The organism is Pseudomonas palleroniana (assembly GCF_022836895.1).
GTDB lineage: Bacteria > Pseudomonadota > Gammaproteobacteria > Pseudomonadales > Pseudomonadaceae > Aquipseudomonas > Aquipseudomonas palleroniana.
Map to the genome: position 1 here is coordinate 2,188,200 of NZ_CP092411.1, position 23,836 is coordinate 2,212,035.

19 protein-coding genes are annotated in these 23,836 nt (G+C 62.1%); 9 read left to right on the plus strand and 10 right to left on the minus strand.

Features of this window, described 5'->3' with window-relative positions:
- Positions 1-231: 231 nt before the first annotated feature.
- The 4 genes from MJP36_RS10075 to MJP36_RS10090 form a co-directional block, all read right to left on the minus strand.
- Positions 232-1,902, minus strand: a complete 1,671-nt coding sequence (locus MJP36_RS10075) for a bifunctional protein-serine/threonine kinase/phosphatase (protein WP_060756218.1) — start codon at positions 1,900-1,902, stop codon at positions 232-234.
- Positions 1,902-3,113: a nitrate/nitrite transporter gene (locus MJP36_RS10080; protein WP_244385288.1), complete on the minus strand. Its 1,212-nt coding sequence runs from the start codon at positions 3,111-3,113 to the stop codon at positions 1,902-1,904. The genes MJP36_RS10075 and MJP36_RS10080 overlap by 1 nt, the downstream gene beginning before the upstream one ends.
- A gap of 209 nt (positions 3,114-3,322) precedes the next feature.
- Positions 3,323-3,898: an ANTAR domain-containing response regulator gene (locus MJP36_RS10085; protein ID WP_060756216.1), complete on the minus strand. Its 576-nt coding sequence runs from the start codon at positions 3,896-3,898 to the stop codon at positions 3,323-3,325.
- A gap of 13 nt (positions 3,899-3,911) precedes the next feature.
- Positions 3,912-5,117: a CmpA/NrtA family ABC transporter substrate-binding protein gene (locus MJP36_RS10090; RefSeq protein WP_060756215.1), complete on the minus strand. Its 1,206-nt coding sequence runs from the start codon at positions 5,115-5,117 to the stop codon at positions 3,912-3,914.
- Positions 5,118-5,393: 276 nt separating this feature from the next.
- Between MJP36_RS10090 and MJP36_RS10095 the strand changes: the two genes are divergently transcribed.
- The 4 genes from MJP36_RS10095 (at position 5,394) to MJP36_RS10110 (ending at position 8,420) form a co-directional block, all read left to right on the plus strand.
- The gene (locus MJP36_RS10095; RefSeq protein WP_244385289.1) at positions 5,394-6,281 is read left to right on the plus strand and encodes a secretin N-terminal domain-containing protein; all 888 of its coding nucleotides are present in this window, start codon (positions 5,394-5,396) and stop codon (positions 6,279-6,281) included.
- Positions 6,282-6,461: 180 nt separating this feature from the next.
- The gene (locus MJP36_RS10100; RefSeq protein ID WP_244385290.1) at positions 6,462-6,848 is read left to right on the plus strand and encodes a winged helix-turn-helix domain-containing protein; all 387 of its coding nucleotides are present in this window, start codon (positions 6,462-6,464) and stop codon (positions 6,846-6,848) included.
- Positions 6,841-7,302: a transglycosylase SLT domain-containing protein gene (locus tag MJP36_RS10105; RefSeq protein ID WP_162843523.1), complete on the plus strand. Its 462-nt coding sequence runs from the start codon at positions 6,841-6,843 to the stop codon at positions 7,300-7,302. Before MJP36_RS10100 ends, MJP36_RS10105 begins: the two co-directional genes overlap by 8 nt.
- Positions 7,303-7,388: 86 nt before the next feature.
- The gene (locus MJP36_RS10110; protein WP_060756211.1) at positions 7,389-8,420 is read left to right on the plus strand and encodes a quinone-dependent dihydroorotate dehydrogenase; all 1,032 of its coding nucleotides are present in this window, start codon (positions 7,389-7,391) and stop codon (positions 8,418-8,420) included.
- A 401-nt stretch (positions 8,421-8,821) separates the two neighbouring features.
- Here the strand turns inward: MJP36_RS10110 and rmf are convergent, their stop codons facing one another.
- Entirely contained in the window at positions 8,822-9,037 is a 216-nt protein-coding gene (gene rmf / locus MJP36_RS10115; RefSeq protein WP_002553055.1) for a ribosome modulation factor, read from the minus strand.
- Positions 9,038-9,569: 532 nt separating this feature from the next.
- On the opposite strand from rmf, the gene rlmKL reads away from it, so the two are divergent.
- Both rlmKL and MJP36_RS10125 read left to right on the plus strand, forming a co-directional pair.
- Positions 9,570-11,834 (plus strand): bifunctional 23S rRNA (guanine(2069)-N(7))-methyltransferase RlmK/23S rRNA (guanine(2445)-N(2))-methyltransferase RlmL, encoded by a 2,265-nt coding sequence (rlmKL, locus tag MJP36_RS10120; RefSeq protein WP_060756210.1) that lies wholly within the window; start codon positions 9,570-9,572, stop codon positions 11,832-11,834.
- Positions 11,835-11,982: 148 nt separating this feature from the next.
- Positions 11,983-14,421: a sensor domain-containing diguanylate cyclase gene (locus tag MJP36_RS10125; protein ID WP_244385291.1), complete on the plus strand. Its 2,439-nt coding sequence runs from the start codon at positions 11,983-11,985 to the stop codon at positions 14,419-14,421.
- 31 nt (positions 14,422-14,452) lie between these two features.
- On the opposite strand, the gene dacB is transcribed toward MJP36_RS10125, so the two are convergent.
- On the minus strand, positions 14,453-15,913 hold the full coding sequence (dacB, locus tag MJP36_RS10130; protein WP_244385292.1) for a D-alanyl-D-alanine carboxypeptidase/D-alanyl-D-alanine endopeptidase: 1,461 nt from the start codon (positions 15,911-15,913) through the stop codon (positions 14,453-14,455).
- Positions 15,914-16,213: 300 nt separating this feature from the next.
- Positions 16,214-16,558 carry a YggL family protein gene (locus tag MJP36_RS10135; protein ID WP_060756208.1) on the minus strand — a complete coding sequence of 115 codons (345 nt, stop codon included), beginning with the start codon at positions 16,556-16,558 and terminating at the stop codon, positions 16,214-16,216.
- A 260-nt stretch (positions 16,559-16,818) separates the two neighbouring features.
- Here MJP36_RS10135 and MJP36_RS10140 point away from each other — a divergent pair, with 260 nt between their 5' ends.
- Positions 16,819-18,144 carry an NAD(P)/FAD-dependent oxidoreductase gene (locus tag MJP36_RS10140; protein WP_161549604.1) on the plus strand — a complete coding sequence of 442 codons (1,326 nt, stop codon included), beginning with the start codon at positions 16,819-16,821 and terminating at the stop codon, positions 18,142-18,144.
- Positions 18,145-18,255: 111 nt separating this feature from the next.
- Here MJP36_RS10140 and MJP36_RS10145 read toward each other — a convergent pair whose 3' ends face one another.
- The 3 genes from MJP36_RS10145 to MJP36_RS10155 are packed head-to-tail and all read right to left on the minus strand — an operon-like array spanning position 18,256 to position 21,345.
- The gene (locus MJP36_RS10145) at positions 18,256-19,719 is read right to left on the minus strand and encodes an aldehyde dehydrogenase family protein (protein ID WP_244385293.1); all 1,464 of its coding nucleotides are present in this window, start codon (positions 19,717-19,719) and stop codon (positions 18,256-18,258) included.
- 40 nt (positions 19,720-19,759) lie between these two features.
- Positions 19,760-20,473, minus strand: a complete 714-nt coding sequence (locus MJP36_RS10150; protein ID WP_161549052.1) for a cupin domain-containing protein — start codon at positions 20,471-20,473, stop codon at positions 19,760-19,762.
- Between the two features lie 20 nt (positions 20,474-20,493).
- The gene (locus MJP36_RS10155) at positions 20,494-21,345 is read right to left on the minus strand and encodes a GNAT family N-acetyltransferase (RefSeq protein WP_090369316.1); all 852 of its coding nucleotides are present in this window, start codon (positions 21,343-21,345) and stop codon (positions 20,494-20,496) included.
- Between the two features lie 503 nt (positions 21,346-21,848).
- On the opposite strand from MJP36_RS10155, the gene MJP36_RS10160 reads away from it, so the two are divergent.
- Together MJP36_RS10160 and MJP36_RS10165 are read left to right on the plus strand one after the other, a co-directional pair.
- A complete protein-coding gene (locus tag MJP36_RS10160; RefSeq protein ID WP_060756194.1) occupies positions 21,849-22,517 on the plus strand; it encodes a haloacid dehalogenase type II in 669 nt (222 codons plus the stop codon).
- Positions 22,518-22,548: 31 nt separating this feature from the next.
- On the plus strand, positions 22,549-23,823 hold the full coding sequence (locus MJP36_RS10165) for an NAD(P)/FAD-dependent oxidoreductase (protein WP_090369318.1): 1,275 nt from the start codon (positions 22,549-22,551) through the stop codon (positions 23,821-23,823).
- Positions 23,824-23,836 lie beyond the last annotated feature (13 nt).

The following is a 23,836-nucleotide window of genomic DNA, read 5'->3' on the forward strand; positions in this document are numbered from 1 at the left end:
GTCGTTCTCCGCAATGGCTCGACAAATCGTGCGCAAACAAAAAAGGCGCCCCCGCCAGTGATCTAGCGAGGACGCCTTTGTCCGGTCCCGTTCTCTCGGGAAGCTCGCCCTTCAACGTTGAAGGGCGGGCTATATGTATGTTCTTGAATCAGTTAATGCAGTGGCTGTGCCAAGTTGGCCCACCCCCGGTTTTATTGGGTTTACTGTCGAACGGCGAGGACGAATCGCCCTCTAGTGGTGCAGCAGCCAGTAGCCCAGCACCAGATTGATCAGCAACGAGAGCATCGCCAGGGTTTGCCAGACTTTCAGCGGTTCACGCTCCAGCAGCGGGCGTGGCCGCACGCTCAACTCACGGCGCTCGGCCTGTTCCAGCACCAGCAGCCATTCTTCGGCGGTTTCATAACGTTGCGCGGGTGACGCCGCCACGGCTCGCTCCAGGCTGAGCGGAAGCCAGTCCGGCAGGTCAGGGCGATAGCGGCTGGCGCTGATGGCCTGGGTGAATCGGGGGCGTTGGAAAGCTTCGATCTCGCCGTAGGGGTAGTGCCCCGTCAGCAGGTAATACAGGCTGACGCCAACGCTATACAAATCCTGCTGGGCGGTAGGGCGTTCGCCGTTAAACGCCTCGGGCGCAATAAAGCTTGGCGTGCCGGGCAGCAGGTGGGCGCGGTCTTCCGAGAGCCCCGGGCAGTAGGCCAAGCCGAAATCCAGCACACGCAGCTCACCATCGTCGCCCAGCAACAGGTTTTCCGGCTTGATGTCGCGGTGCAGGATCTGCCGCCGGTGCAACAGGCCCACCGCGCGCAGCAAACGCTCGGCAATGGATTGCCATTGGGCCAGGGGCAGAGGGCCCTGGCGCCGGAACAGCTCGGCCAGGGTCTGCCCCGGATATTCACGCATCACATAGTACAAATGCTGACGGCCGCCGGCCGCGTGAACTTCAGGAAAGGCGCGCCCGGCCACCCGGCGCAGAAACCATTCTTCCGACAGCAGAGCCTGGCCCGCATCGCTGTCATCGTCGCAGTCCAGCGGCAGGGTTTTCAGTAACCACGGCTGCTGCTGGGTGTCGTGCACCCGGTACAGCAAGGACTGTCGACTTTGTGCCAGCACCCCTTCAACCTGCCAGCCTTCAAACCGTTGCCCGGCTTTCAGCAGCGGCGGCAACGGCCATTGCTGCAACTGCACCAACGCATCGCCGAGCGTGGCGCCGCCGAGTTGGTCGACACGCACCAGCAGGGCGCTGGCATTGTCCAGGCTGCCGGCCAGGTGCGCGGCGTTGACCAGGGTATTGACCGCCGTATCGAGATCGCTTTGCTCACGCAGGATGGCACGGATGCTGTGGTCGCCCAGGGTGGCCCAGACGCCATCGCTGAGCAGCAGGAAGCATTCGCCTGCACGCAGTTCGCCGTCGAGAAAATCCAGCACCAGGTGTTGGTCCAGGCCGAGGGCACGCTTGAGCACATGCTGCATGCCCGGTTGTTCCCACACGTGATCTTCGCTGATGCGCAACAATTGGTCGTCGAGCCAGCGATACACCCGGCAGTCTCCCACATGGGCCAGGGTGAAACGTTGCCCACGAAACACCAGGGCGCTGAGGGTGGTCAGCAACGGCTGGCCGCCGCCATTGGCTTGCAGCCAGCGATTCTGGGCGAGCAGTAACCGTTCGAGCGCCTGGGCCACGCCCCAGGTTTGCGGCGTGGCGTAGTAGTCCAGGGCCAGGGCCTGCAAGGTCGAGCGTGCGGCCAGGCCGCCGTCGGCACATTGGCTGACGCCATCGGCCATGGCACATAAATAGCCTTTGCTTGCGGCCAACTCCGCCACGGGAGTGACCACCCGCAGTGCGTCCTGGTTTTCCGCCCGTGGGCCGATGGCGCTGGCCTGGGCGACGCTCAGTTGCAGGCTCATCAGACGCGCGCGGCGGTCACGGCAGCCGAGCCCCAGGTGGTTCTCCAGCGCCGTTTGACGCCGTACAGGCCGAACCAGGCCAATACGCCAAGGCTGGCGAACAACCACAGTGCCATCTGATAACTGCCGGTGCTTTGCTTGATCGCACCCATGCCCGCCGCCAGGGCGAAACCACCGATGCCGCCGGCCATACCGATCAGGCCGGTCATCACGCCGATCTCACGGCGAAAGCGCTGGGGCACCAACTGGAACACCGCACCGTTACCGGCACCGAGGCCGAGCATGGTGCACACGAAAAGCGCCAATGCAGCGTAGGAACTGGGCAGGTTGAAGCCCACCGCGGCGATGCAGATCGCGGCCACGCTGTACATGCCGAGCAGGGTGCGAATCCCGCCGAAACGGTCAGCCAGGGCACCGCCCAGCGGGCGCATCAGGCTGCCGCCGAAGACACAGGCGGCGGTGTAGTAGCCGGCGGTCACCGGGCTCAGGCCGTACTGGTCGTTGAAGTAGCCGGGCAGGGCGCTGGCCAGGCCGATAAAACCGCCGAACGTCACGCTGTAAAAGAACATGAACCACCAACTGTCACGGTCGCCCAGCGCCTTGAAGTAATCGGCCATGGCTTTGGGTTTCGGGCGTTCAGGGGCGTTGCGGGCGAGCCAGGCGAAGACGATCAGGGTCAGCACCAACGGAATCAGCGCAAAGCCGAACACGTTGCTCCAGCCGAACGCCGCCGCGAGGACCGGTGCCAGCAAGGCGGCGAACACCGTGCCTGAGTTACCTGCGCCGGCGATGCCCATGGCCTTGCCCTGGTGTTCCGCAGGGTACCATTGGGACGCCAAGGGCAGCGCCACTGCAAACGACGCACCGGCCATGCCCAGGAATACGCCCAGCAACAAGGCTTGTTCGTAGCTGTGGATCCCCAGTTTCCAGGCACCGAACAAGGCACTGATCACAATCACCTGGCCAATCAGTCCGGCGGTCTTGGGCGACAGCCTGTCGGCCAGCATGCCCATGACAAAGCGCAGAGCCGCGCCCGCCAGGATCGGCGTGGCCACCACCAGGCCGCGTTGTTGGGTGGTCAGGTGCAGGTCGGCGGCGATTTGCACCGCCAGCGGGCCGAGCAGGTACCACACCATGAAACTCAGGTCGAAATACAGGAACGCGGCGAACAGGGTCGGGGTGTGCCCGGATTTCCAGAAGCTTGATTTCATCACGCACCTCAACGGTTGGGAGTCTGTAAGAAGGCCGAGTGATGGAGCTGCCGACCGTGGCCGCCCCATCCGCCCCATGCGCTGGGGCCAAAACGAAAAAACGCCGCCACCGGGTTTGCGAGGGCAAACCGGGTGGGCGACGTCTTTGTCGTGGAGGGGCAACCGCCGTTGGTTACCTGTGATGAATGCTTAGCAAGAGCTGCGCCAGTTCAGCCAAGCAACTCGCTCATGGCGATGATCTGTTCCGCCACCTGAATCAGTTTTTGCTGGCGGCTCATGGCTTGGCGGCGCATCAGGGTGTAGGCCTCTTCTTCATTACAGTGCTTCATTTTCATCAGCATGCCCTTGGCCAGTTCGATGCGTTTGCGCTCGGCCAACTGCTGGTCACGCGCCTGGAGCTGGGCGCGCAGGGCCTGGTCGCTCTCAAAGCGCGCCATGGCCACGTCGAGGATCGGTTGCAGGCGCTGGGCCTGGATACCTTCGACGATATAGGCGCTGACGCCGGACTTGATCGCCTGGCGCATCACACTCGGATCATGCTCGTCGGTGAACATCACGATCGGCCGTGGCTGATCGCGGCTTAACAACACCACTTGCTCCATCACATCGCGGCCGGGCGACTCGGTATCGATCAGGATCACATCCGGGCGCACCGTTTCGACGCGCGCGGGCAGGTCGATGGTCAGGCCGGACTCATCGATTACCTCGAAACCGGCCTCGGTCAGTGCGGCCTTGAGCCGGCCGACCTTGCTCGGGGTGTCGTTGATCAACAGGATTCGCAACATCGGGCACCTCCTGTCAGCGCAGAGCCTGGCGGTTCGCAGGTTCGGCCATGGCGTGCAGGCGGAAGCTGCGAGCGTAAGCGGCGGGATCGGAGCCGTCCCAGACCTTGCCGTCGATCAACTGGCTGCTGCGCATGTCTTCGTTGTTCGCGTGCACGCCCACCGCTTGGGCGGCTTGGCGATACAGCTTCAGTTGCTGCACCTGACGCGCCGTGCCGAGGTAGTCGGGGTCTTCCCGCAGCAGGCCCCAGCGGCGGAATTGGGTCATGAACCACATGCCGTCGGACAGGTACGGCAGGTTCACCTCGCCCTCGGCGAAAAAGCGCAACCCGTGGGGATCTTGCCAACGGTTGCCCAGGCCATCGTCATACACACCGAGCAGACGCGGCTCTATGCAATCGAGCGGTGCGTCGAGGTAGTCGCGGGCGCTGAGCAGCTGTGCGGTGGAGCGCCGGTTTTCCTGGCTGTTTTCGATGAAGCGGCTGGCTTCCAGGATGGCCATCACCAGCACACGCGCCGTGTTGGGGTACTGGTCGACGAAGGCTTGGGTGCAGCCGAGCACTTTTTCCGGGTGGTCCGGCCAGATCGCCTGGGTCGTAGCCAGCGTAAAGCCCTGGCGCTGTTGTACCGCGCTGGCGCACCAGGGTTCGCCGACACAAAAACCATCGATTCGCCCGGCTTGCAGGTGCGCGACCATCTGCGGCGGCGGTACGACCACGCTGTCGACATCCTTAAGGGGATGAATGCCCTGGCTCGCCAGCCAGTAATACAGCCACATGGCGTGGGTGCCTGTGGGAAAGGTCTGGGCGAATGTCAGTTTTGTTCGGCTTTGGTGCACGTGGCGTTCCAATGCCTCAGGAGTGACCACGCCTTGCTGCTGCAAAGCGGGGGACAGGTTGATGCTCTGACCGTTCTGGTTGAGCCCCATCAGCACGGCCATCTCGGTAGGCGTTACGCCGCCAATGCCCAGGTGTACCGCATAGATCAGCCCGTACAGGCTGTGGGCGGCGTCCAGCTCGCCGCTGACCAGTTTGTCGCGCAGAGTGGCCCAGGATGCCTGGCGCTTGAGGTTGAGTGTGAGCCCATACGGCTGGGCAAACCCCTGAGTGGCCGCGACCACCAGGGAGGCGCAATCGGTCAAGGCCATGAAGCCCAGGTCGAGGCTGCTTTTTTCCGGAGCGTCGCTGCCGTTGACCCAGGCCAGCGGATCTGAACTCTTCATCAACACCTACCTTTTTCTCTCACAAAAAAGCGCCGTTCCTACAGATGGCCGCGCAGGCCATTGCAGGGTAACGACGCCTTTGTCCGTAAGCCCGCTCCGTCGTTGGTGCGCGCTCAGATACAGAGTGCATAGCAAGGCACATGCCACGGGCTGCCGTCAGTTTTTCATCAAGATTGAGCGCTGCCTGCCTTTCAGTATGGCCGCCTCTTAACGCCGCTCTGCCGAGGAAAACCCAAGGTGCATGCTGATTTCCCTGCAACGAGGCTCCGCCTCCGGTTGCGCAACGGGCTGTTGTGCGCGGTGCTGTTGCTGGGCAGTTTCGCGGCCCGGGCCGAGGCTTATCAGGCCAGGGATGAAAGCCTACAGGCGCTGTTGGGCGAGCTGTCGGTGGCACTGGGCATGCCTGTCGTGACCAGCCGGGAAGCGTCTGGCAGACGGGTGAGCGGGACGTTCGATTTCAGCGCGCCGCAACAGGCCCTGGAGGCGCTGGCCCGGCAGGAAGACCTGATCTGGCATAGCGATGGGCAAGGGCTGTACGTCTACGCTGCCGCAGAGGCGAGAAGCCTGGCGGTAGGGCTGCGCCATATTGCTGTCGACGCGATGCGTCGGGCAATGCGGCGTACGGGGTTGGATGAGTCGCGCTATCCGCTGCGTGAGAACGGGGCGCGCACGTTTTATGTGTGGGGGCCGCCGAACTATGTCGAGCAAGTGTTGCGGCTGGCCCAATTGATGGACCGGCCACGCCGAGATGTGCGCCTGGGTAAGTTCTCATTGGCAGTGGTGCAGGTGTTCAACACGCATGTGGAGGATCGCCAATACGGGGCCGGCGCCAACCCGGTGCGTTCGCCGGGGATGGCATCAATGATTCTGGCGCTGTTGTCCAGCGAGCAGAAAAGGTTACTGGCCGACGGGAGCCTTGCCCTGACCGCCTACCCGGATACCAACAGCCTGTTGATCAAGGGCAAGCCTGTCCAGGTGCGGCTGATCGAAAAGCTGGTTGCCGAACTGGATGTCCCCAAGCGACCGAATGAGATTTCGGTCTGGCGAGTGGGCATGGCTCAAGGTGAGCCCACGCCGGCGTCTGGGCCGCCGCCCTTGACTGCGGCGCAGTATGAGCGCGTGCAGCGTGCGTTTGTCCGACCCGGGCGCGAGCCGCCTCCGTGAACCAGCGTGGTTTATTCGCTCGGCAGCGAATTGTCTTACCGGGAGTGGCCAAAAAGCGCCGTTCGAATGGGTTTTTTCCTAACGCGGGCCGTAAGACAGGTTTTTATAGTCGTGAGGTTGGCGGCGAGCCGGTACAGGAAATAAGGATTGGAATGTCAGTAGTCGGATGCAGAGGTACGCATGCCCGTGATGATTGAGCTCGCGACGCAGACCCTCGTCTTTGCTCACTGGACCCTGCACCCTGATGGCCGGTTGACAGGCGGGGAGGCGGATATTCAGTTGCCACCCAAGGAGGGGCAGGTGCTGCGATTGCTGCTGGCCTCGGCCGGCACGCTGGTGACCAAGGACCGTTTGCTGGAGCGGGTGTGGCCCCGCGGGGAAGTGGCTGAGGAGTCACTCACGCGCTGCATCTATGCCTTGCGCAAGCATTTGCGCGGCGACAAGGCGTTTATCAAGACGATCTACGGCCGAGGCTATCGTTTTACCTGTCCGGTGCAGGTTGAAGGGTCTGAGCGTGGGCGATTGACGCACGTGTGTCCGGGCTGTGGGCAGTTGAGCCATGTATAAGCGGTGGGGCCAAGCCGTGTTGTTGAGCCTGTTGATGGGCAGCCAGACGGCGTTGGCTTATTGCTGGGAGGAGGTTGCCGGTCGCTATGACCTCGAACCGGAGTTGCTCCAGGCCATTGCTGCCGTCGAGTCGGGTTATCGTGCCGGGGCGATGAACTACGCCAACCGTAATGGCACGCGTGATATCGGCTTGATGCAGATCAACAGCATTCATTTGCCGCGCTTGCGCAAGCTGGGCATCACCGAAGAGCGGCTGCTGAATGAGCCTTGCCTGTCTGTCGAGGTCGGCGCCTCGATACTCGCCGAGTTTATCCAACGCTTCGGCTACAACTGGACGGCTGTCGGCTCATACAACGTGGGGGCGGGGGCAGGGCCCAAGCGCGATGCATTGCGCCTGCAATACGCGCAGAAGATCTGGGCGCGCTATGAGGCGTTGGTCGCCAATCGCTACTGACGATTGGGCCGCACGCCTCGCATGCGGCCTATGACCCCGGCTATAATCGCCGCCACCTTTCGCCGCCATCCGAGTCTAGCCCGCCCATGTATACCCTGGCCCGCCAGCTGTTGTTCAAACTTTCCCCGGAAACCTCCCATGATCTGTCCCTGGACTTGATCGGTGCCGGTGGCCGCCTGGGTCTCAATGGCCTGGTATGCAAGGCTGCGGCGAAAGTGCCGGTGTCGGTGATGGGGCTCGAGTTCCCTAACCCGGTCGGCTTGGCTGCGGGCCTGGACAAGAACGGCGCGGCCATCGACGGTTTTGCGCAGCTGGGTTTCGGCTTTGTCGAAATCGGCACCGTGACCCCGCGCCCGCAGCCGGGTAACCCCAAGCCACGCATCTTCCGCCTGCCGGAAGCCGAGGCGATCATCAACCGCATGGGCTTCAACAACCTGGGGGTCGATCATCTGCTGTCGCGGGTGCAGGCGGCGAAGTACAAGGGCGTCCTGGGGATCAATATCGGCAAGAACTTCGACACGCCCGTGGAGCGTGCGGTGGATGACTACCTGATCTGCCTGGACAAGGTCTACGCCCATGCCAGCTACGTCACCGTCAACGTCAGTTCGCCGAATACCCCGGGCCTGCGCAGCCTGCAGTTCGGTGACTCCCTCAAGCAATTGCTCGAAGCCTTGCGCCAGCGCCAGGAAGACCTGGCGGTGCGTCATGGCAAGCGCGTGCCTTTGGCAATCAAGATTGCCCCGGACATGAGTGATGAAGAAACCGTGCTGGTGGCTCAGGCCCTGATGGACTCGGGCATGGACGCGGTGATCGCGACCAACACGACCCTCAGCCGCGTCGGTGTTGAGGGTCTGGCGCATGGGGATGAGGCGGGTGGCCTGTCGGGTGCGCCGGTACGGGACAAGAGCACGCACATCGTCAAGGTGCTGGCGGCTGAGCTGGCCGGGCGTTTGCCGATCATTGCCGTGGGCGGTATCACCGAAGGCAAGCATGCTGCCGAGAAGATCGCGGCCGGCGCCAGTCTGGTGCAGTTGTACTCCGGTTTCATCTACAAAGGGCCGGCACTGATTCGCGAGGCGGTGGATGCGATCGCGGCGAGCGGGCTTGCGTCGCGCTGAGCTCACCGCGCTCTTTGTAGTGAGCGGGCTCGCCCTAATGCCAGTCAGTTAAGGCTTAACGCTGTCACTGTGGGAGGGGGCTTGCTCCCGATAGCGGTGGGTCAGTCGATAAACTGCTGGCTAGCACACCCTCATCGGGAGCAAGCCCCCTCCCACAAGTTATTCATCGTCCGTTCTATCGCTTAACTGACTGGCATTAGGGCTTGCCCCGCGCGGCGGTGTGTCAGGCGGCTCAAACTTACCTGACACACCGCAGCGCGGGGCAAGCCCGCTCACTACAAGAGCAGCAATAAAAAGGGCTCCATAAGGAGCCCCTGGGCCGAAGCCCGCCGCCCGAATGGGGCGTGCGTGGTTAATTCATTACAGCTTCAAAAGTGTCGTGTCGGAGTTAAGTGCCCTGATTAGCCGACGGCGTGAAGTTCGTTGAGTCTGTGGATGCCCGCAGTGCCAGTCATACCGTCCCAGTTGTCGCCGCGTCCTTCTCGCCAGCCGTTGATCCAGGCTTGGCGTACCGACGGTAGAGTAAAAGGGCAAAGCTCACGGGATTTTCCATGAACGCCATATTGATATCCGCGTAAAAATGCTCTTTCCAACGGATCACGCTTAAGTCTTCTCATAGGGTGTTTCCCTCACTTGTTGACTGTCTTGATATCCTTCAGCCTCATCCGAGGCCGGGCAGAGTTTTTCTGCCGTTGGTGGGCTCGCTGCCGGCGTGGCGAGCCAATGTGTCGGCGTCGTTACGGCGCCAACCTGTGTTGAGTTCTAACCAATAGGTCACATGGATTCAATGATCGTTTTGTCATAAGCACGTAACGATAACGATGCTATAGCCATAAGCTGGGATGGCTTTTCGCCCCATTTATCGGGCAAAGCCAGCTATGATGTGCCTTGCGAAGCGGATAGGTTTAATCCTTTAGTGAGAATGTCCGCCCGTTGCAGTCGGTTATTATTCGACGAAGGGTCGGAATATTACTTTCTGTTACAGCCAATTGTTTATCTGCCCCGTCAATTCAAGGCCCAAAAGCCCGGCAGCCGGGGTGGAACGGCACATTCGTGCCACGCGAGCACTCTTCGAGAAAAGTGCTTGATTGAAAACCGAGCCGGCGATGCGTCGCCCGTTCACTGATTGCTGAAAAGCCTGGAATGCCCATGTCGGACCGTTTTGAACTCTTCCTCACCTGCCCCAAGGGCCTTGAAGGCCTGCTGATCGAGGAAGCCGTCGGGCTTGGCCTTGAGGACGCCCGTGAGCACACCTCGGCCGTGCGCGGCATGGCCGATATGGAAACCGCCTACCGCCTGTGCCTCTGGTCGCGCCTGGCCAACCGTGTGTTGCTGGTACTCAAGCGCTTCCCGATGAAGGACGCCGAAGACCTCTACCATGGCGTGCTGGATATCGAATGGGCTGACCACATGGTCCCGGATGGCACCCTGGCGGTGGAATTCAGTGGCCATGGTTCCGGTATCGACAACACCCACTTCGGCGCGCTGAAGGTCAAGGATGCGATCGTCGACAAACTGCGCACCCCGACCGGCGAACGCCCGTCCATCGACAAGATCAACCCGGACCTGCGTATTCACCTGCGCCTGGACCGTGGCGAGGCGATCCTGTCCCTCGACCTGTCCGGCCACAGCCTGCACCAGCGCGGTTACCGCCTGCAGCAGGGCGCCGCACCGTTGAAGGAAAACCTGGCGGCCGCGATCCTGATCCGTGCCGGCTGGCCGCGCATTGCCGCCGAGGGCGGCGCGCTGACCGACCCGATGTGCGGTGTGGGCACCTTCCTGGTGGAAGGCGCGATGATCGCTGCCGACATGGCGCCCAACCTCAATCGTGAACTGTGGGGCTTCACCACCTGGCTGGGTCACGTCCCGGCATTGTGGAAGAAACTGCATGCCGAGGCCGCTGAACGTGCCGCCGTCGGCATGAACAAAACCCCGCTGTGGATTCGGGGCTACGAGGCTGATCCTCGTCTTATCCAGCCGGCACGCAATAACATCGAACGCGCAGGCCTTAGCCATTGGATCAAGGTGTACCAGGGCGAAGTCGGCACCTTCGAGCCGCGCCCGGACCAGAACCAGAAAGGCCTGGTGATCTGCAACCCACCCTACGGTGAGCGTCTGGGTGATGAAGCCAGCCTGTTGTACCTCTACCAGAACCTAGGCGAGCGCCTGCGCCAGGCCTGTATGGGCTGGGAAGCGGCGGTGTTTACCGGCGCGCCGGACCTGGGCAAGCGCATGGGGATCCGCAGCCACAAGCAGTATTCGTTCTGGAACGGTGCCTTGCCGTGCAAATTGCTGCTGATCAAGGTCAACCCGGACCAATTCGTCACGGGCGAGCGCCGCACGCCCGAGCAGCGTCAGGCCGAACGTGAGCAAGCCGCCTACGATCAAGCCCCGGCCGAGCCGCAAGAGCGCCAGTACAACAAGAACGGTAACCCGATCAAGCCGGCCCCGGCTCCTGTGGTCGAGCAGGCACGCTTGAGTGAAGGCGGGCAGATGTTCGCCAACCGCCTGCAGAAAAACCTCAAGCTGCTGGGCAAGTGGGCCAAGCGCGAAGGCGTGGATTGCTACCGCGTGTACGACGCCGATATGCCGGAATACTCCATGGCCATCGACCTGTACCACGACTGGGTGCACGTGCAGGAATACGCCGCGCCGAAATCCATCGACCCGGAAAAAGCCTCCGCGCGCATGTTCGATGCGCTGGCGGCCATTCCCCAGGCGCTGAACGTCGACAAGAGCCGCGTCGTGGTCAAGCGTCGCGAGCGTCAGAGCGGCACCAAGCAGTACGAGCGTCAGAGCGCCCAGGGCAAGTTCACCGAAGTCAGCGAAGGCGGCGTGAAGTTGCTGGTCAACCTCACGGATTACCTGGACACCGGTCTGTTCCTCGACCACCGTCCGATGCGCTTGCGCATCCAGAAAGAGGCCGCCGGCAAGCGCTTCCTCAACCTGTATTGCTATACCGCCACCGCCAGTGTGCACGCGGCCAAGGGCGGCGCGCGCAGTACCACCAGCGTCGACCTGTCCAAGACCTACCTGGACTGGGCGCGTCGCAATTTCTCCCTAAATGGCTTCTCCGACAAGAACCGCCTGGAGCAGGGTGATGTGATGGCCTGGCTGGAGGCCAGCCGCGATGAGTTCGACCTGATCTTCATCGACCCGCCGACCTTTTCCAACTCCAAGCGCATGGAAGGCATCTTCGACGTGCAGCGTGACCACGTGCAGTTGCTTGACCTGGCCATGGCCCGCCTGGCACCGGGAGGCGTGCTGTACTTCTCCAACAACTTCCGCAAGTTCCAGTTGGAGGACAACCTCAGCGAACGCTATGCGGTCGAGGAAATCAGCGACAAGACCATCGACCCGGATTTCGCACGTAACGCGAAGATCCACCGGGCCTGGAAAATCACCGCGCGCTGATTGCCGCAGCGCAGTGCACCTGAAAGCCGCAAACCTGAATTTTCCAGGTTTGCGGCTTTTTTACGCTGGTCAAATTCCGGACCGATGGCTATAACTTAATCCCTAGCCAAAGTGACACCCCCGCACGCTGGCGTTGTGAGTGTTGCCTATGCCTTTACCCGCTGCCCGCCCGAAAATCCTAGGCTTTATCAGTGAGCAGGCGTCGGCTTGGCTGGTGGCATTGGTGGTATTACTGGCAGGCTGCGCGCTGACGGCGGTTGTCGCGTGGGCGGCTGCCGACCTTTATCAGCAACAGGTGCGCCAACGTTTCCAGTTGCTGGTCAATGAGCGTTCTACACGCATTCAGGAACGTTTCGAGGACCAGGAGCAACGCCTGGGCAGCCTGCGGCGTTTCTTCATCAACTCCGCTGATGTCTCTCGCGAAGAGTTCGACGGCTTCGCCCAGCCCTTGCTGTTGCATACCCGCGCCTATGCGTGGGCGCCCCGGGTATTTCGCGAGCAACGCGCTCCGTTTGAGCAAGAGATCTCCCGACAGCGCGGCAGCCCTTTTGTGATCCGTGAACTCAATGCGGCGGGCAATTTGGCTGCGGCACCCGAGCGCGATGAGTACGTCCCGGTGCTGTACAGCCAGACCCAGAGCCTGCTGGGCTCACCCCTGGGGTTTGACCTGCTGGCCCAGCCCCTGCGCCGTTCGGTCCTTGAGCGTGCGCAAAAAAGTCGCAAGCCGGCAGTGTCCCAGCCGATGCAACTGGTGGGGGTGGAGCCCGCCTACGCAGCCGGCGTGTTGTTGGTGTCGCCGGTGAGCAAAACCCCGGACGCCGAGCCCTACGGGTTTGTGATGGCGGTGATCAGCATGCGTCAGCTGGTGGCCGAAGGTTTGCCCAAGTCGACACGCGACAACCTGGTGATGCAGATCGTCGACACCTCAGATGATCAGGAACGTGTGCTGTATGCCTCCAGTAATTCGGTGGGCGACAGCGGCCTGGCCGCTGCCCGCCGGATCACCCTGGGCGACCATGTCTACATCCTGAGCCTGCGTGCCAGTAAGGTATTCGACCAGGCCAACCACTCTTCGATGAACATGATCCTGACCATGGGCGTGCTGCTCAGTCTCTTGCTCAGTGCCTTGCTTTACGTACTGGTCAGCCAACGCCAGCGCGCCTTGAAACTGGTGGAGCAGCGCACCGTGCAGTTGCGCCTGCGCGAGCAAGAATTGCGCGGCGCGCATGGCCAATTGCGCAGTGTGCTGAATGCGGCGACCCAGGTTGCGATCATCGCCACCGACTTGCGTGGCGTGATCAACACCTTCAATGCTGGTGCCGAGCAAATGCTGGGGTTCAAGGCCGAACAGGTGTTGGGGCAACTGAGCCTGGACAGCCTGCACCTGCCTTCGGAACTGGAAGCCCGGGCCGGGTACTTGAGCGCGGCGTTGGGCAAACGTATCGCGCCCTGCCAGGCGATGCTGGTGGAAAGCCCGGACAGCCAGCATGAAGCCCGTGAGTGGACCTTGAGGCGCGAGGACGGCAGTCACTTGACGGCCAATATGCTGCCGACGGTGTTGCTCGATGAGCACGGTCTGTGGATCGGGCACCTGGCGATTTACCGCGATGTCACTGAGCAAAAACGTGCCTACGAGGCCCTGGCGGCACGCGACCGTTTGCTGAAAAAACTCAGCGCCCATGTGCCCGGTGGAATCTTCCAGTTCATCGTGGAGCCTCAGGACCGCTGGCGCTTCATCTATGCCAGTGACGGCATGCGCGATATCTATGAAATCGAACCCGCCGTGTTGCAGCAGGATGCGAGCAGCGTTCTCGAGCGTATCCATCCGTTGGACGTGGAGCGGGTGCGCAACTCGATTCGTCTGTCGGCATTGCAGTTGAGCCATTGGCGCGAAGAGTATCGGGTGCAACTGCCGCACCGGGGCCTGCGCTGGATTCGCGGCGAGGCCACGCCGGAAGAGTTACCGGGAGGCGGCACGTTGTGGCATGGCTATGTGTCGGATATTTCCGATCTGAAGCGGGTCGAGGAAGAGCTGCGCACGCTGTCGATTACCGACGCCCTGACGGGTATCCATAACCGGCGCTATTTCCAGGATCGCGTCAAGGCGGAGATGATCCGGCTGAACCGGACCAGCGGCGCATTGTCATTGATCATGTTCGATATCGACCATTTCAAGCGGATCAACGATCAGTACGGGCATGGTGTGGGCGACGGGGTTCTGCAGGAGCTGTGCAAACGCATTCTTCAGCGTCTGCGTCGCAGCGATGTGTTCTGCCGCCTGGGTGGCGAAGAGTTCGTGGTGTTGTGCCCCAATACCGATGGCGACCAGGCCTACAGCCTTGCGATGGCTCTGTGGGAGTCGCTGCGCTGTGTGCCGATGGAGACGGTGGGCATCGTGACCGCCAGCTTTGGTGTGGCCAACTGGCGGGTCGACGAAGGGGTTGATGGGTTGTTGCTGCGCGCGGACTCGGCGGTGTATGTGGCCAAGCAGGCGGGCAGGGACCGGGTGGAAATGTGTGGCAGGGGCGGTGCGCCGAGTCGATTGGCTCGCGAATCCGGTGAGTCAGCCAAAATCTGGGGTGACTGACCGCCCGAATTCGCGAGTCGCTCCTGCCGGGTTAGAGCACCGGCGCTGCAGCGCTCAGTTTCGGCTGGCGATACAGGTCCAGCAATACCTGATCCAGCACCGACGAGGCGCCCCACGGCTTCGAATCGTTGAGAATGGCCACCACGACCCAGGTATTGCCATTGTTGTCCCGGCTGAACCCGGCGATAGCGCGCACGGTGTTCAAGGTGCCGGTTTTGACATGGGCTTCGCCGCGCAGGGCCGTGGTCTTCAGGCGTTTGCGCATGGTGCCGTCAGTACCGGCAATCGGCAGTGAGCTGATGTATTCGGCCGCGTAAGGGCTTTTCCAGGCGGCTTGCAGCATGGCCGCCATTTCGCGAGCGCTGACCCGTTCGGCACGGGACAGGCCGGAGCCGTTTTCCATTACCAGGTGAGGGGCGGTGATGCCTTTCTTCGCCAGCCATTGGCGTACTACGCGTTGCGCCGCCTTGGCATCGTCGCCATCGGCATCGTTGCGAAACTGTGCACCCAGGCTCAGGAACAACTGCTGGGCCATGGTGTTGTTACTGTATTTGTTGATGTCGCGGATGATTTCCGCCAGGTCCGGCGAGAACGCACGGGCCAGCACCTTCGCATCCTTGGGCACCGGTGCCTGGATATCGCGGCCCTGGATCGTACCGCCCAACTCCTGCCAGATCGCACGTACGGCGCCGGCGGTGTAGGTGGCGTGGTCCAACAGCGACAGGTAAGTCTGCGAACTGCAGCCATCACCCAACTGGCCACTGACCGTAACGGTCACGCTGCCATCGGCCGCAGTCGTGGGGTTGTAGCGTACGTCGCCGGTGCATTGCTTGGCATTGTTCGCCTTGACCTGATTGTCGATGCGGATGCTCGCGATCGGTGGTTCGACCGACACGATCACCCGGCCTGAGTCGTTGCGGGTGACAAAGCGCAGGGCCTTGAGGTTGACCAGCAAGGCATCGGGCTTGACCAGGAACGGTTTGTTTTCGTCGTTGCCGTCGTCATTGAATTCCGGCAGTTGTGGCTGGTTGAAGAAACTGCGGTCCAGCACCAGGTCGCCGGTCACTTGCTGTACGCCGTTGGCACGCAGATCGCGCATCAGCAGCCAGAGTTTTTCCATGTTCAGCTTGGGGTCGCCACCCCCCTTGAGGTACAGGTTGCCGCGCAACACGCCACCGCTGAGGGTGCCGTCGGTGTAGAACTCGGTCTTCCACTGATGGTTGGGGCCGAGCATTTCCAGGGCCGCATAGGTGGTGATCAGCTTCATGGTCGAGGCCGGGTTCACCGAGACGTCAGCGTTGAAAATGGTCGGCGTGCCTGGACCGTTCAACGGCAACATCACCAGAGACAGCGAGGTGTTCTGGATTTTGGCTTTCTGGAGGGCCTGCTGAACATTCGGGGGCAGGGTGTTATTGACGGGGGCAGCGGAGACGGAAAAGGCCAGTGGGAGGAAAAGACCGGCAATGAGCACTGAACGTAAAGATTTGATCATAAGGAATAAAACCCTGCTGCTGAGGAGGGTGAAAAGGTGAGGGGTAAATAAGAAAAATCCCTCAATGGTCATGAAAGTGTCGGCATTATGCCCCAAGGTGCATGCCGTTGTAGCTGAACGATAGCGGGTAATTGGCGTTTTTTTCAGGCACGGGACCGCTCTGCCGGCGAATTCGGCTGGTGAGCGCTTTGGATATCAAGGATTGAAGGCTTTGGAAGGGCAGCCCTGCGGCGTGCGGCTTGTAGCGAGGGGTGAGGCTTAAACAAACAGGGCCATCACGAAGGATGGCCCTGATGGCGATCAAGCAACAGGGTTGATCGGCTTTTCCGGGTACCACACGTCCAGCAATGGGCTGACTTCGGCTTTGGTCAGTTCATCGCGGGACTTGAGCCAGGCTTCAACCTTGGCGCGCTGCTCTTCGCTGACCGAGCCACGCTTCTGCAGGCAGACCAGACCGTAGTCGTCACCGCCGACGTAGCCCAGGCCGTTGGCTTCCATGGCTTCTTTCAGGAACGCGTCGAGAAATGCATCGATTTTATCGTCAGCCAGATTTTCCTTGAATTCCAGATTCAGCTCGAACCCCAATTCCTGGAACTCGTCCACACACAGTTTTTTGCGCAGACGCTGGGAGCGGTTAGTGGCCATGAAAACATTCCTCTTAATAAATATCGGTGCGCACTCTACCAGTTAATAGGCCTGACTGCCCCATTTGCGTGCTATCACCGTCTGCCGCCGGGCAGAAAACCGATGTTTGCCGGGGCGGTAAAGTCTGCCGGGGTGGGCTTGATAAACAGTGGTTTGTACCACTCGGCGGGGCTTTTTAACCGTTTATGCATGGCTTCATGGTGGTGTAATAAATCCATGCTGCCGCGATGCCATGACTGACCCTTGACGGATACCCACTTATGCCAGCTCCCTTGATTGCTGTAGAAACTTCTCCCGACTTGCCGACGGATGCTGATGTCGTGGTGATTGGCGGTGGAATCATCGGTTCCTTTACTGCTTATTACCTGGCCAAGCGCGGCATGAAGGTTGCCTTGGTTGAAAAGGGCCGCATAGGCGCCGAGCAATCGAGCCGTAACTGGGGCTGGTGCCGTCAGCAAAATCGCGATGCGCGCGAGCTGCCGATGTCTACCAAGAGCCTGGATCTGTGGGAGCAGTTCGCCGCCGAGACCGGCGAGCAAACCGGCTTTACCCGTTGTGGCCTGCTTTACCTGAGCAACGACGAAAAGGAGCTCGATACTTGGGCACGTTGGGGCGAGTTCGCCCGCTCGGTCAACGTCGAGACTTATATGCTGACGGCACAGCAAGCCGCTGACCGCGGGCGGGTGACCGGCAAACCGTGGAAAGGTGGGGTCTACTCACCCACCGACGGCATCGCCGATCCCTCCCGCGCCGCCCCGGCGGTCGCCCGCGCGATCATGGCGCTCGGCAGCACGGTGCATCAGGACTGCGCTGTACGGGGCGTGGAAACCGAAGGTGGTCGACTGTCTGCGGTGGTCACCGAAAAAGGCACTATCCGCACCCGGCTTGCCGTGCTCGCCGCAGGCGCCTGGGCTTCCTCGTTCTGCCGCCAATACGGCATTCGTTTTCCCCAGGCGACCATTCGCCAGACCGTGCTTCGCGTGTCGCCTCCAAGCCTGGAGCTGCCGAGTGCGCTGCACACTACCTATGCCTCGATGACACGCCGTTTCGATGGCAGCTACACCTTGGCGATCAGTGGGCGCGGGCGTGTCGACCCCACTCCGCAGTTGCTCAGCTTTGCACCGCAGTTCCTGCCGATGTTTCAACGCCGCTGGCGCAACCTCGCCGTGGGTGGGTTCGAGGGGGTGAGGGCGGGTCATGAAGGCTGGAAGCGCTGGCGCCTGGACGCGCCGACGCCGATGGAGAAGATGCGGATTCTGGATCCGACTCCGGACGCCTCGGCGGTCAAACTGACCTACCAGCGCGGGACGCAACTGATACCGGCGCTTAAAGACTCAACGGTGACTGCCGCCTGGGCGGGGTATGTGGACAGCACGCCCGACGGCGTCCCCGGCATCGGTGAAATGGCCAACCTGCCCGGGCTGATATTGGCGGCAGGGTTCAGTGGGCATGGGTTTGGTATCGGGCCGGGGGCGGGGCATCTGATCGCGGACATTGTCAGTGGCGCGCAGCCTATCGTGGACCCGACGCCTTATCATCCGGACCGGTTCAAATCATCGGCGTGGGGCAAAGTCGCGGATTTCTGAAATCGTGGATATCTGAAGTGAATATCTGAAAAGGGGGGCTTGCTCCCGATAGCGGTGGGTCAGTTGACCCTCTGCTATCGGGAGCAAGCCCCCTCTTGTTTACAGTGGATATCAGGCACCGAATCCGACAATGGCCTTGGTCTCCAGGTACTCTTCAAAACCCTGCACGCCATACTCGCGGCCATTGCCCGAACGCTTATAACCACCAAAGGGCGCCATCGGGTCCCAGGCCGGATGGTTCAGGTGCACCTGCCCGGCGCGAATGCGCGACGCCACGGCACGCGCAAGCTGGATATCCTGCCCCTGCACATGCGCGCCCAGCCCGTACACCGTGTCATTGGCGATGGCGACGGCTTCATCGAGGCTGTCATACGCGATGATGCAGAGCACCGGGCCGAAAATTTCTTCCTGGGCGATGCGCATGCTGCTCGAGACATCGGAAAACACGGTCGGGCGGGCATAGAAGCCTTTGTCAAAGCCCGGTACGCGCCCGGGGCCACCGCAGACCCGTTTCGCGCCTTCGGCGATGCCGGCTTCGATCATGCTCTGGACACGCTCGAACTGTGCCTGGTTGGCAATCGGGCCGAGTACGGTGTCCTCCGATTGCGGGTCACCGACGACGATGCCATTGGCGGTGGCCGCTGCCAGCGCTTCGACTTCCGCCAGCCTGCTCCGGGGCACGATCATCCGCGTCGGTGCGCTGCAGGATTGCCCCACGTTGCGAAATGCCGACATCACGCCCAGCGGCACGGCCTTGGCAAAGTCTGCATCGGGCAGCAGCACATTCGGCGATTTGCCGCCCAGCTCCTGGGTCACGCGTTTCACCGTCGGCGCGGCCGCTTGCGCCACCAGCGCGCCGGCGCGGTTGGAGCCGGTGATGGAAATCATATCGATGTCAGCGTGCGCCGCCATGGCAGCACCTACCTCGTGGCCACTGCCATTGACCAGGTTGAACACCCCGGGCGGCAGGCCGGCATCGTGCACCAACTGGGCGAACAGCAACGCGCTCAGCGGCGACAGCTCACTGGGTTTGAGCACCACGGTGCAGCCGGCGGCAATCGCCGGGGCAACCTTGGCGGTGATCTGGTAAAGCGGCCAGTTCCACGGGGTGATGAGCCCGCATACGCCGATGGGTTCGCGCTCGATCGCGGTGCTGCCTTCCAGCGTCTGGAAGCGATAGTCGGCCAACAGATCACGTGCGACGCGCACGTGTTCGGCCGCCAGTGGCACCTGCATGGCCCGTGCGAAACCTATCGCCGCGCCCATCTCCAGGCACAGTGCCTGGGCCAGCTCTTCCTTGCGTTCCAGGATCAGCGTATGGATCTTGCCCAGTACGCGGGCGCGCTCCGCAGGGGCGCAAGCCGCCCAACCGGGAAACGCCTCACGCGCCGCTGCAACGGCGCGATCGACATCTTCGGCGGTGCCGCGCGCCACCTGCGCCACCTCCTGTTCGGTGGCCGGGTTGATCACCCCGAGGCTGGCCGGAACAGCCGGCGAAACCCACTGGCCATTGATGTAGAACCTGGCCAATACGTGGGCATCGACGCTGGGGTGGTTCGAAGAGTGTGTAGTCATGTTCAACGGGCTCCCTGGAGCGATAACGGGCGTTGCGAACTCATTTCACCGCGTAAACCTTGCGCACATACACCGAGCCGCGCCAGGCACAGGGCGCGCCTTTGGCGACGAACACGGTGTCTCCGGTGTTGACCGTCAGATCGACACCCTCAGCGTCCTGAAGCGTCATGTTGCCTTCGATCAGGTACATCAATTCGTGCAGCTTGTGCGGGCGGCCGTGGCGGGCATAGGGCGTCGAGTCCCAGATGCCGACGCGCAGTTCGGTGCTGGCGTCGTCGAACAGGTTGTTGGCGCGGCATTGCGGCGCAGGGCCGATCAGGATGTGTGCGTCGGGTGCGGCTGACGGGTTGAGCTGGGCACGCGGGTCGAGCCAGGTCAGGCCGGGGCGCAGCGGGGCGTCGGCGAGGTCCACGGCGCAGAAGGCCCAGCAGGTGCCTGGAGTCGCCTGCAGGGTGAGGCGGGTGCCACGGCCGATGACCGCGCTGTCGCCGACGCCCAGTTCCAACGTCTGCTCGGCGCTGTGCAGCAGGACTGAGCCTGCGTGAACCACCAGCGTTTCGCTGTGGGGGAAGTCTTCGATCACCGCTTCGCCGCTGAACGCGACCAGGCCGGCAGACACGCCGTCGTCGCTCAGCCAGGCCAGCCGGCGGGTGTTGCCGAAGGGGTCGAGCGTGCTCAGGGCCGCGTTGCGCAAGGGCGTGTCGACAGGGCTGCCGTCAGCGCGAGCGAGCATGAGGATACGGGGGGGAAACATGGGCAATACTCCAGGAGAAATCAGCCGACGGCTTGGGTGATCAGGGCAAATGCATGTATGCCTGCGCGGGCTTTGGGCGGTTCACCCTTGGCCATGCGTGCAACCTTGTCGACGCACTTCAAACCGGCCTGCTCGAGCCAGTCGTTGAGGCCGCATTCGGCCGGGATATCGATGCGCACAAAGGCGTCCGGTACCTCGGCCAGCAGCGTGCCGATCAGGTGCTTGGCCTGCTCGAGCGTCTCGGCCACTACCGGGCCGATGCAGCGCCCGCGACCAAAGGGGTACAGCAGTGCAATCGCGCGCAACTGGCCGTCGCGTTCGATGCCTACCGCGTGCTCCACTTGCAGGTCGCGCAGGATCTCGCGGCGGTCCAGGCCGCTACCGGCGCTGGCCAGGTCGATCAGGGCGGCATGATCATCGGCATTCAGCGTGCGGCAGGTTTCGCCTGCGGCCAGAGCGGTCAGTTCGGGAACCTGCACCTGACCTTGATGCTGCTGCACATAGCCAAATTCGACAAACCCCTGGCTGGCATAAAGCGGTGCACCGGCCAGGGTCGCGTTGAGCAGTGGCGTGCTGGTTCGGCAGGCCTTCAGGGCCATTTCCATCAAGCGTCGGCCGATGCCCTTGCCCTGATAGTCGTCGCTGACGATCACCAGGCCGATCGTTGTGTAATCACCCTGGGGGCAGGCGAACGCCGAGCCGATCAGGCGCTCACCGTCGAGTACCACAAAACCATCGCTGACCCGTTGCAGCATCGCCCAATCTTCCAGGCGGTGTGGCCATTTGAGTTGCACCGACAGGTCATGGGCGGCTGGGAGGTCGGCGACCGTCATTGAGCGATAGAGGTAATCAGGGTGTGGCAGGGCAGCCATGGCGGGCCTCCGTTGAGCACGGGTTGAGGGTCGTTGAAACGCCTGTATCCCACCTGCTTTGCGGGCTGGCAAGAGGGTGCGCAGCATTCGGTAGATTTGCCGTGCGGGAGGGTAACGCCACCATAGTTACTACCAAATCGGAGGGGGTGCTCAGCAGCAAATGCCTCACGGCTGATGGACCTGTTCAGCGCTGTGCACGCAGCGCTTCTTTATAGAAAGGTTGTCCACCACACATTCTGCCGCTGATCGCCCCCAGCCTTGAGCCTTCGTGCCCAAAAAGGCCCATTAAAGCGCATGAATACGGGCTTCGCCCAAGCCTGGAGCGCGCCGCAAACTCTGCTGGCGCCGGCGGCAAAAACGGTGCTTTGTATTGAGGCGGGCGCTTTTTTGACGCCATCTGCTGATTTCACAGTGGTGTAATGAAGCTGTGCTGCAACGAGGCCGACGCGCCGTCAGAGCCGCGAATGCTTGCCACCTTCCACTGACTCCAGGACCGCACCCCCATGAGCTTTCTTCGTCCCAAATTCATTACGTTTGACTGCTACGGTACGCTGACCAACTTCCAGATGGGCCCGCTGACCCGCGAGCTGTTCGCGGACCGCATCGCGCCTGAGCAGATGGATCAGTTCGTCAAGGATTTTGCCGCCTACCGCCTTGATCAGGTGATGGGCGACTGGCGGCCGTACGACGAAATTCTCAAGACCGCCCTGGCACGTACCTGCAAGCGCTGGGGCATCGACTATCGTGAAGAAGGTCAGCTGTATTACGACGCCGTGCCGACTTGGGGTCCCCATGCGGACGTGCCGGCCGGCCTGTCGAAGATCGCCGACAAGATTCCCCTGGTGATTCTCTCCAACGCCATGGACAGTCAGATCATGTCCAACGTCGAAAAGCTCGGTGCGCCGTTTCACAAGGTGTACACCGCCCAGCAGGCCCAAGCCTACAAGCCACGCTTGCAAGCGTTCGAATTCATGTTCGACAACCTCGGCTGCGGGCCGGAAGACATCTTGCATGTGTCGTCCAGCTTCCGTTACGACCTGATGTCGGCCCACGACATGAAGATCAAGCACAAGGCGTTTGTTGCCCGCGGACATGAAGCCGCAGGCAATGCCGCCTATGGCTACCAGCAGATCACCGATATCGGTGGCTTGCCGGGCCTGGTCGGTCTGTAAACACCAACGTCATCGGCGTACGAGGTTAAACATGGGCAGTGAATCCTATTGGCTCGACACCGCACCCGCCTTCACCGGCGCGCAGTTGGGTGACCTGCCCAGGCAGGTCGACGTGGCGGTGGTCGGTGGCGGGTTTACCGGCCTGTCGGCGGCCAGGGCGTTGGCCATGCGCGGCGCCAGTGTGGTGGTGCTGGATGCCGGGCGGGTGGTCGGCGAAGCCTCGGGGCGCAACGGTGGGCAATGCAATACCGGGGTGGCCCAGGATTATGCCGGGCTGCATGCCAGCCTCGGAGCCGCCAAGGCGCGGGACTATTACCAGGCTTATGAAAGCGCGGTGCAGACCGTGGTGTCGTTGGTGGACCAGGAGCAGATCGCCTGCGACATGGTGCGTAACGGCAAGCTCAAGCTGGCGGCCAAGCCCCTGCATTACGAAGGGTTGGCGCGCACCTGCGAGTTGATCCGCCGTGAAGTCGACGCTGATGTCGAGTTGCTCGACGCCGGCCAGACCCGAGCCGAAGTCCATTCGGCGCAGTTTCACGGCGGCTTGCTGCAACGCAATGGCGTGCAAATGCACATCGGGCGTTTTGGTGTGGGCCTGGCCGAGGCGGCGGCGCGACGCGGCGCGATGATCCATGAGCACACGCTGGTCAATGACTGGAAAGCGCAGGCCGGGGGTTATCAAGTCAACACCGCGCGCGGCTCGCTGCACGCCGGTCAAGTGTTGCTGGCCAGCGGTGCCTGCCAGCACGGTGGGCTTGGCTGGTATCGCCGACGCATCGTACCGGTGGGCAGTTTTGTCATCGTTACCGAAGTGTTGCCCCAGGCGCTCATCGATCAGCTATTGCCGCAGCACCGCGCCTATGTGACCAGCCGCATGATCGGCAATTACTTTCGCCTGACCCCGGATAACCGTCTGCTGTTCGGCGGGCGTGCACGCTTTGCGATGTCCAACAGCGTGTCGGATGCCAAGAGCGGCAAGGTACTGCAGGCCGCGATGCTGAACATGTTTCCGCAGTTGGCGCAGGTGAAGATCGATTACTGCTGGGGCGGCCTGGTGGACATGACCTCCGACCGCCTGCCACGTGCCGGGCAACATGGCGGCGTGTTTCATTCCATGGGCTATAGCGGCCATGGGGTGCAGATGTCAGTGCACATGGGCCAGGTGATGGCCGAGGTGATGGCCGGCAATGCCGCGGCGAACCCGTGGCGTGAACTCGAGTGGCCGGCGATCCCCGGGCATTTCGGCAAACCCTGGTTCCTGCCGTTCGTGGGCGCCTATTACCGCTTTCAGGACTACTTACACTGAGTTGCCGCTGTTG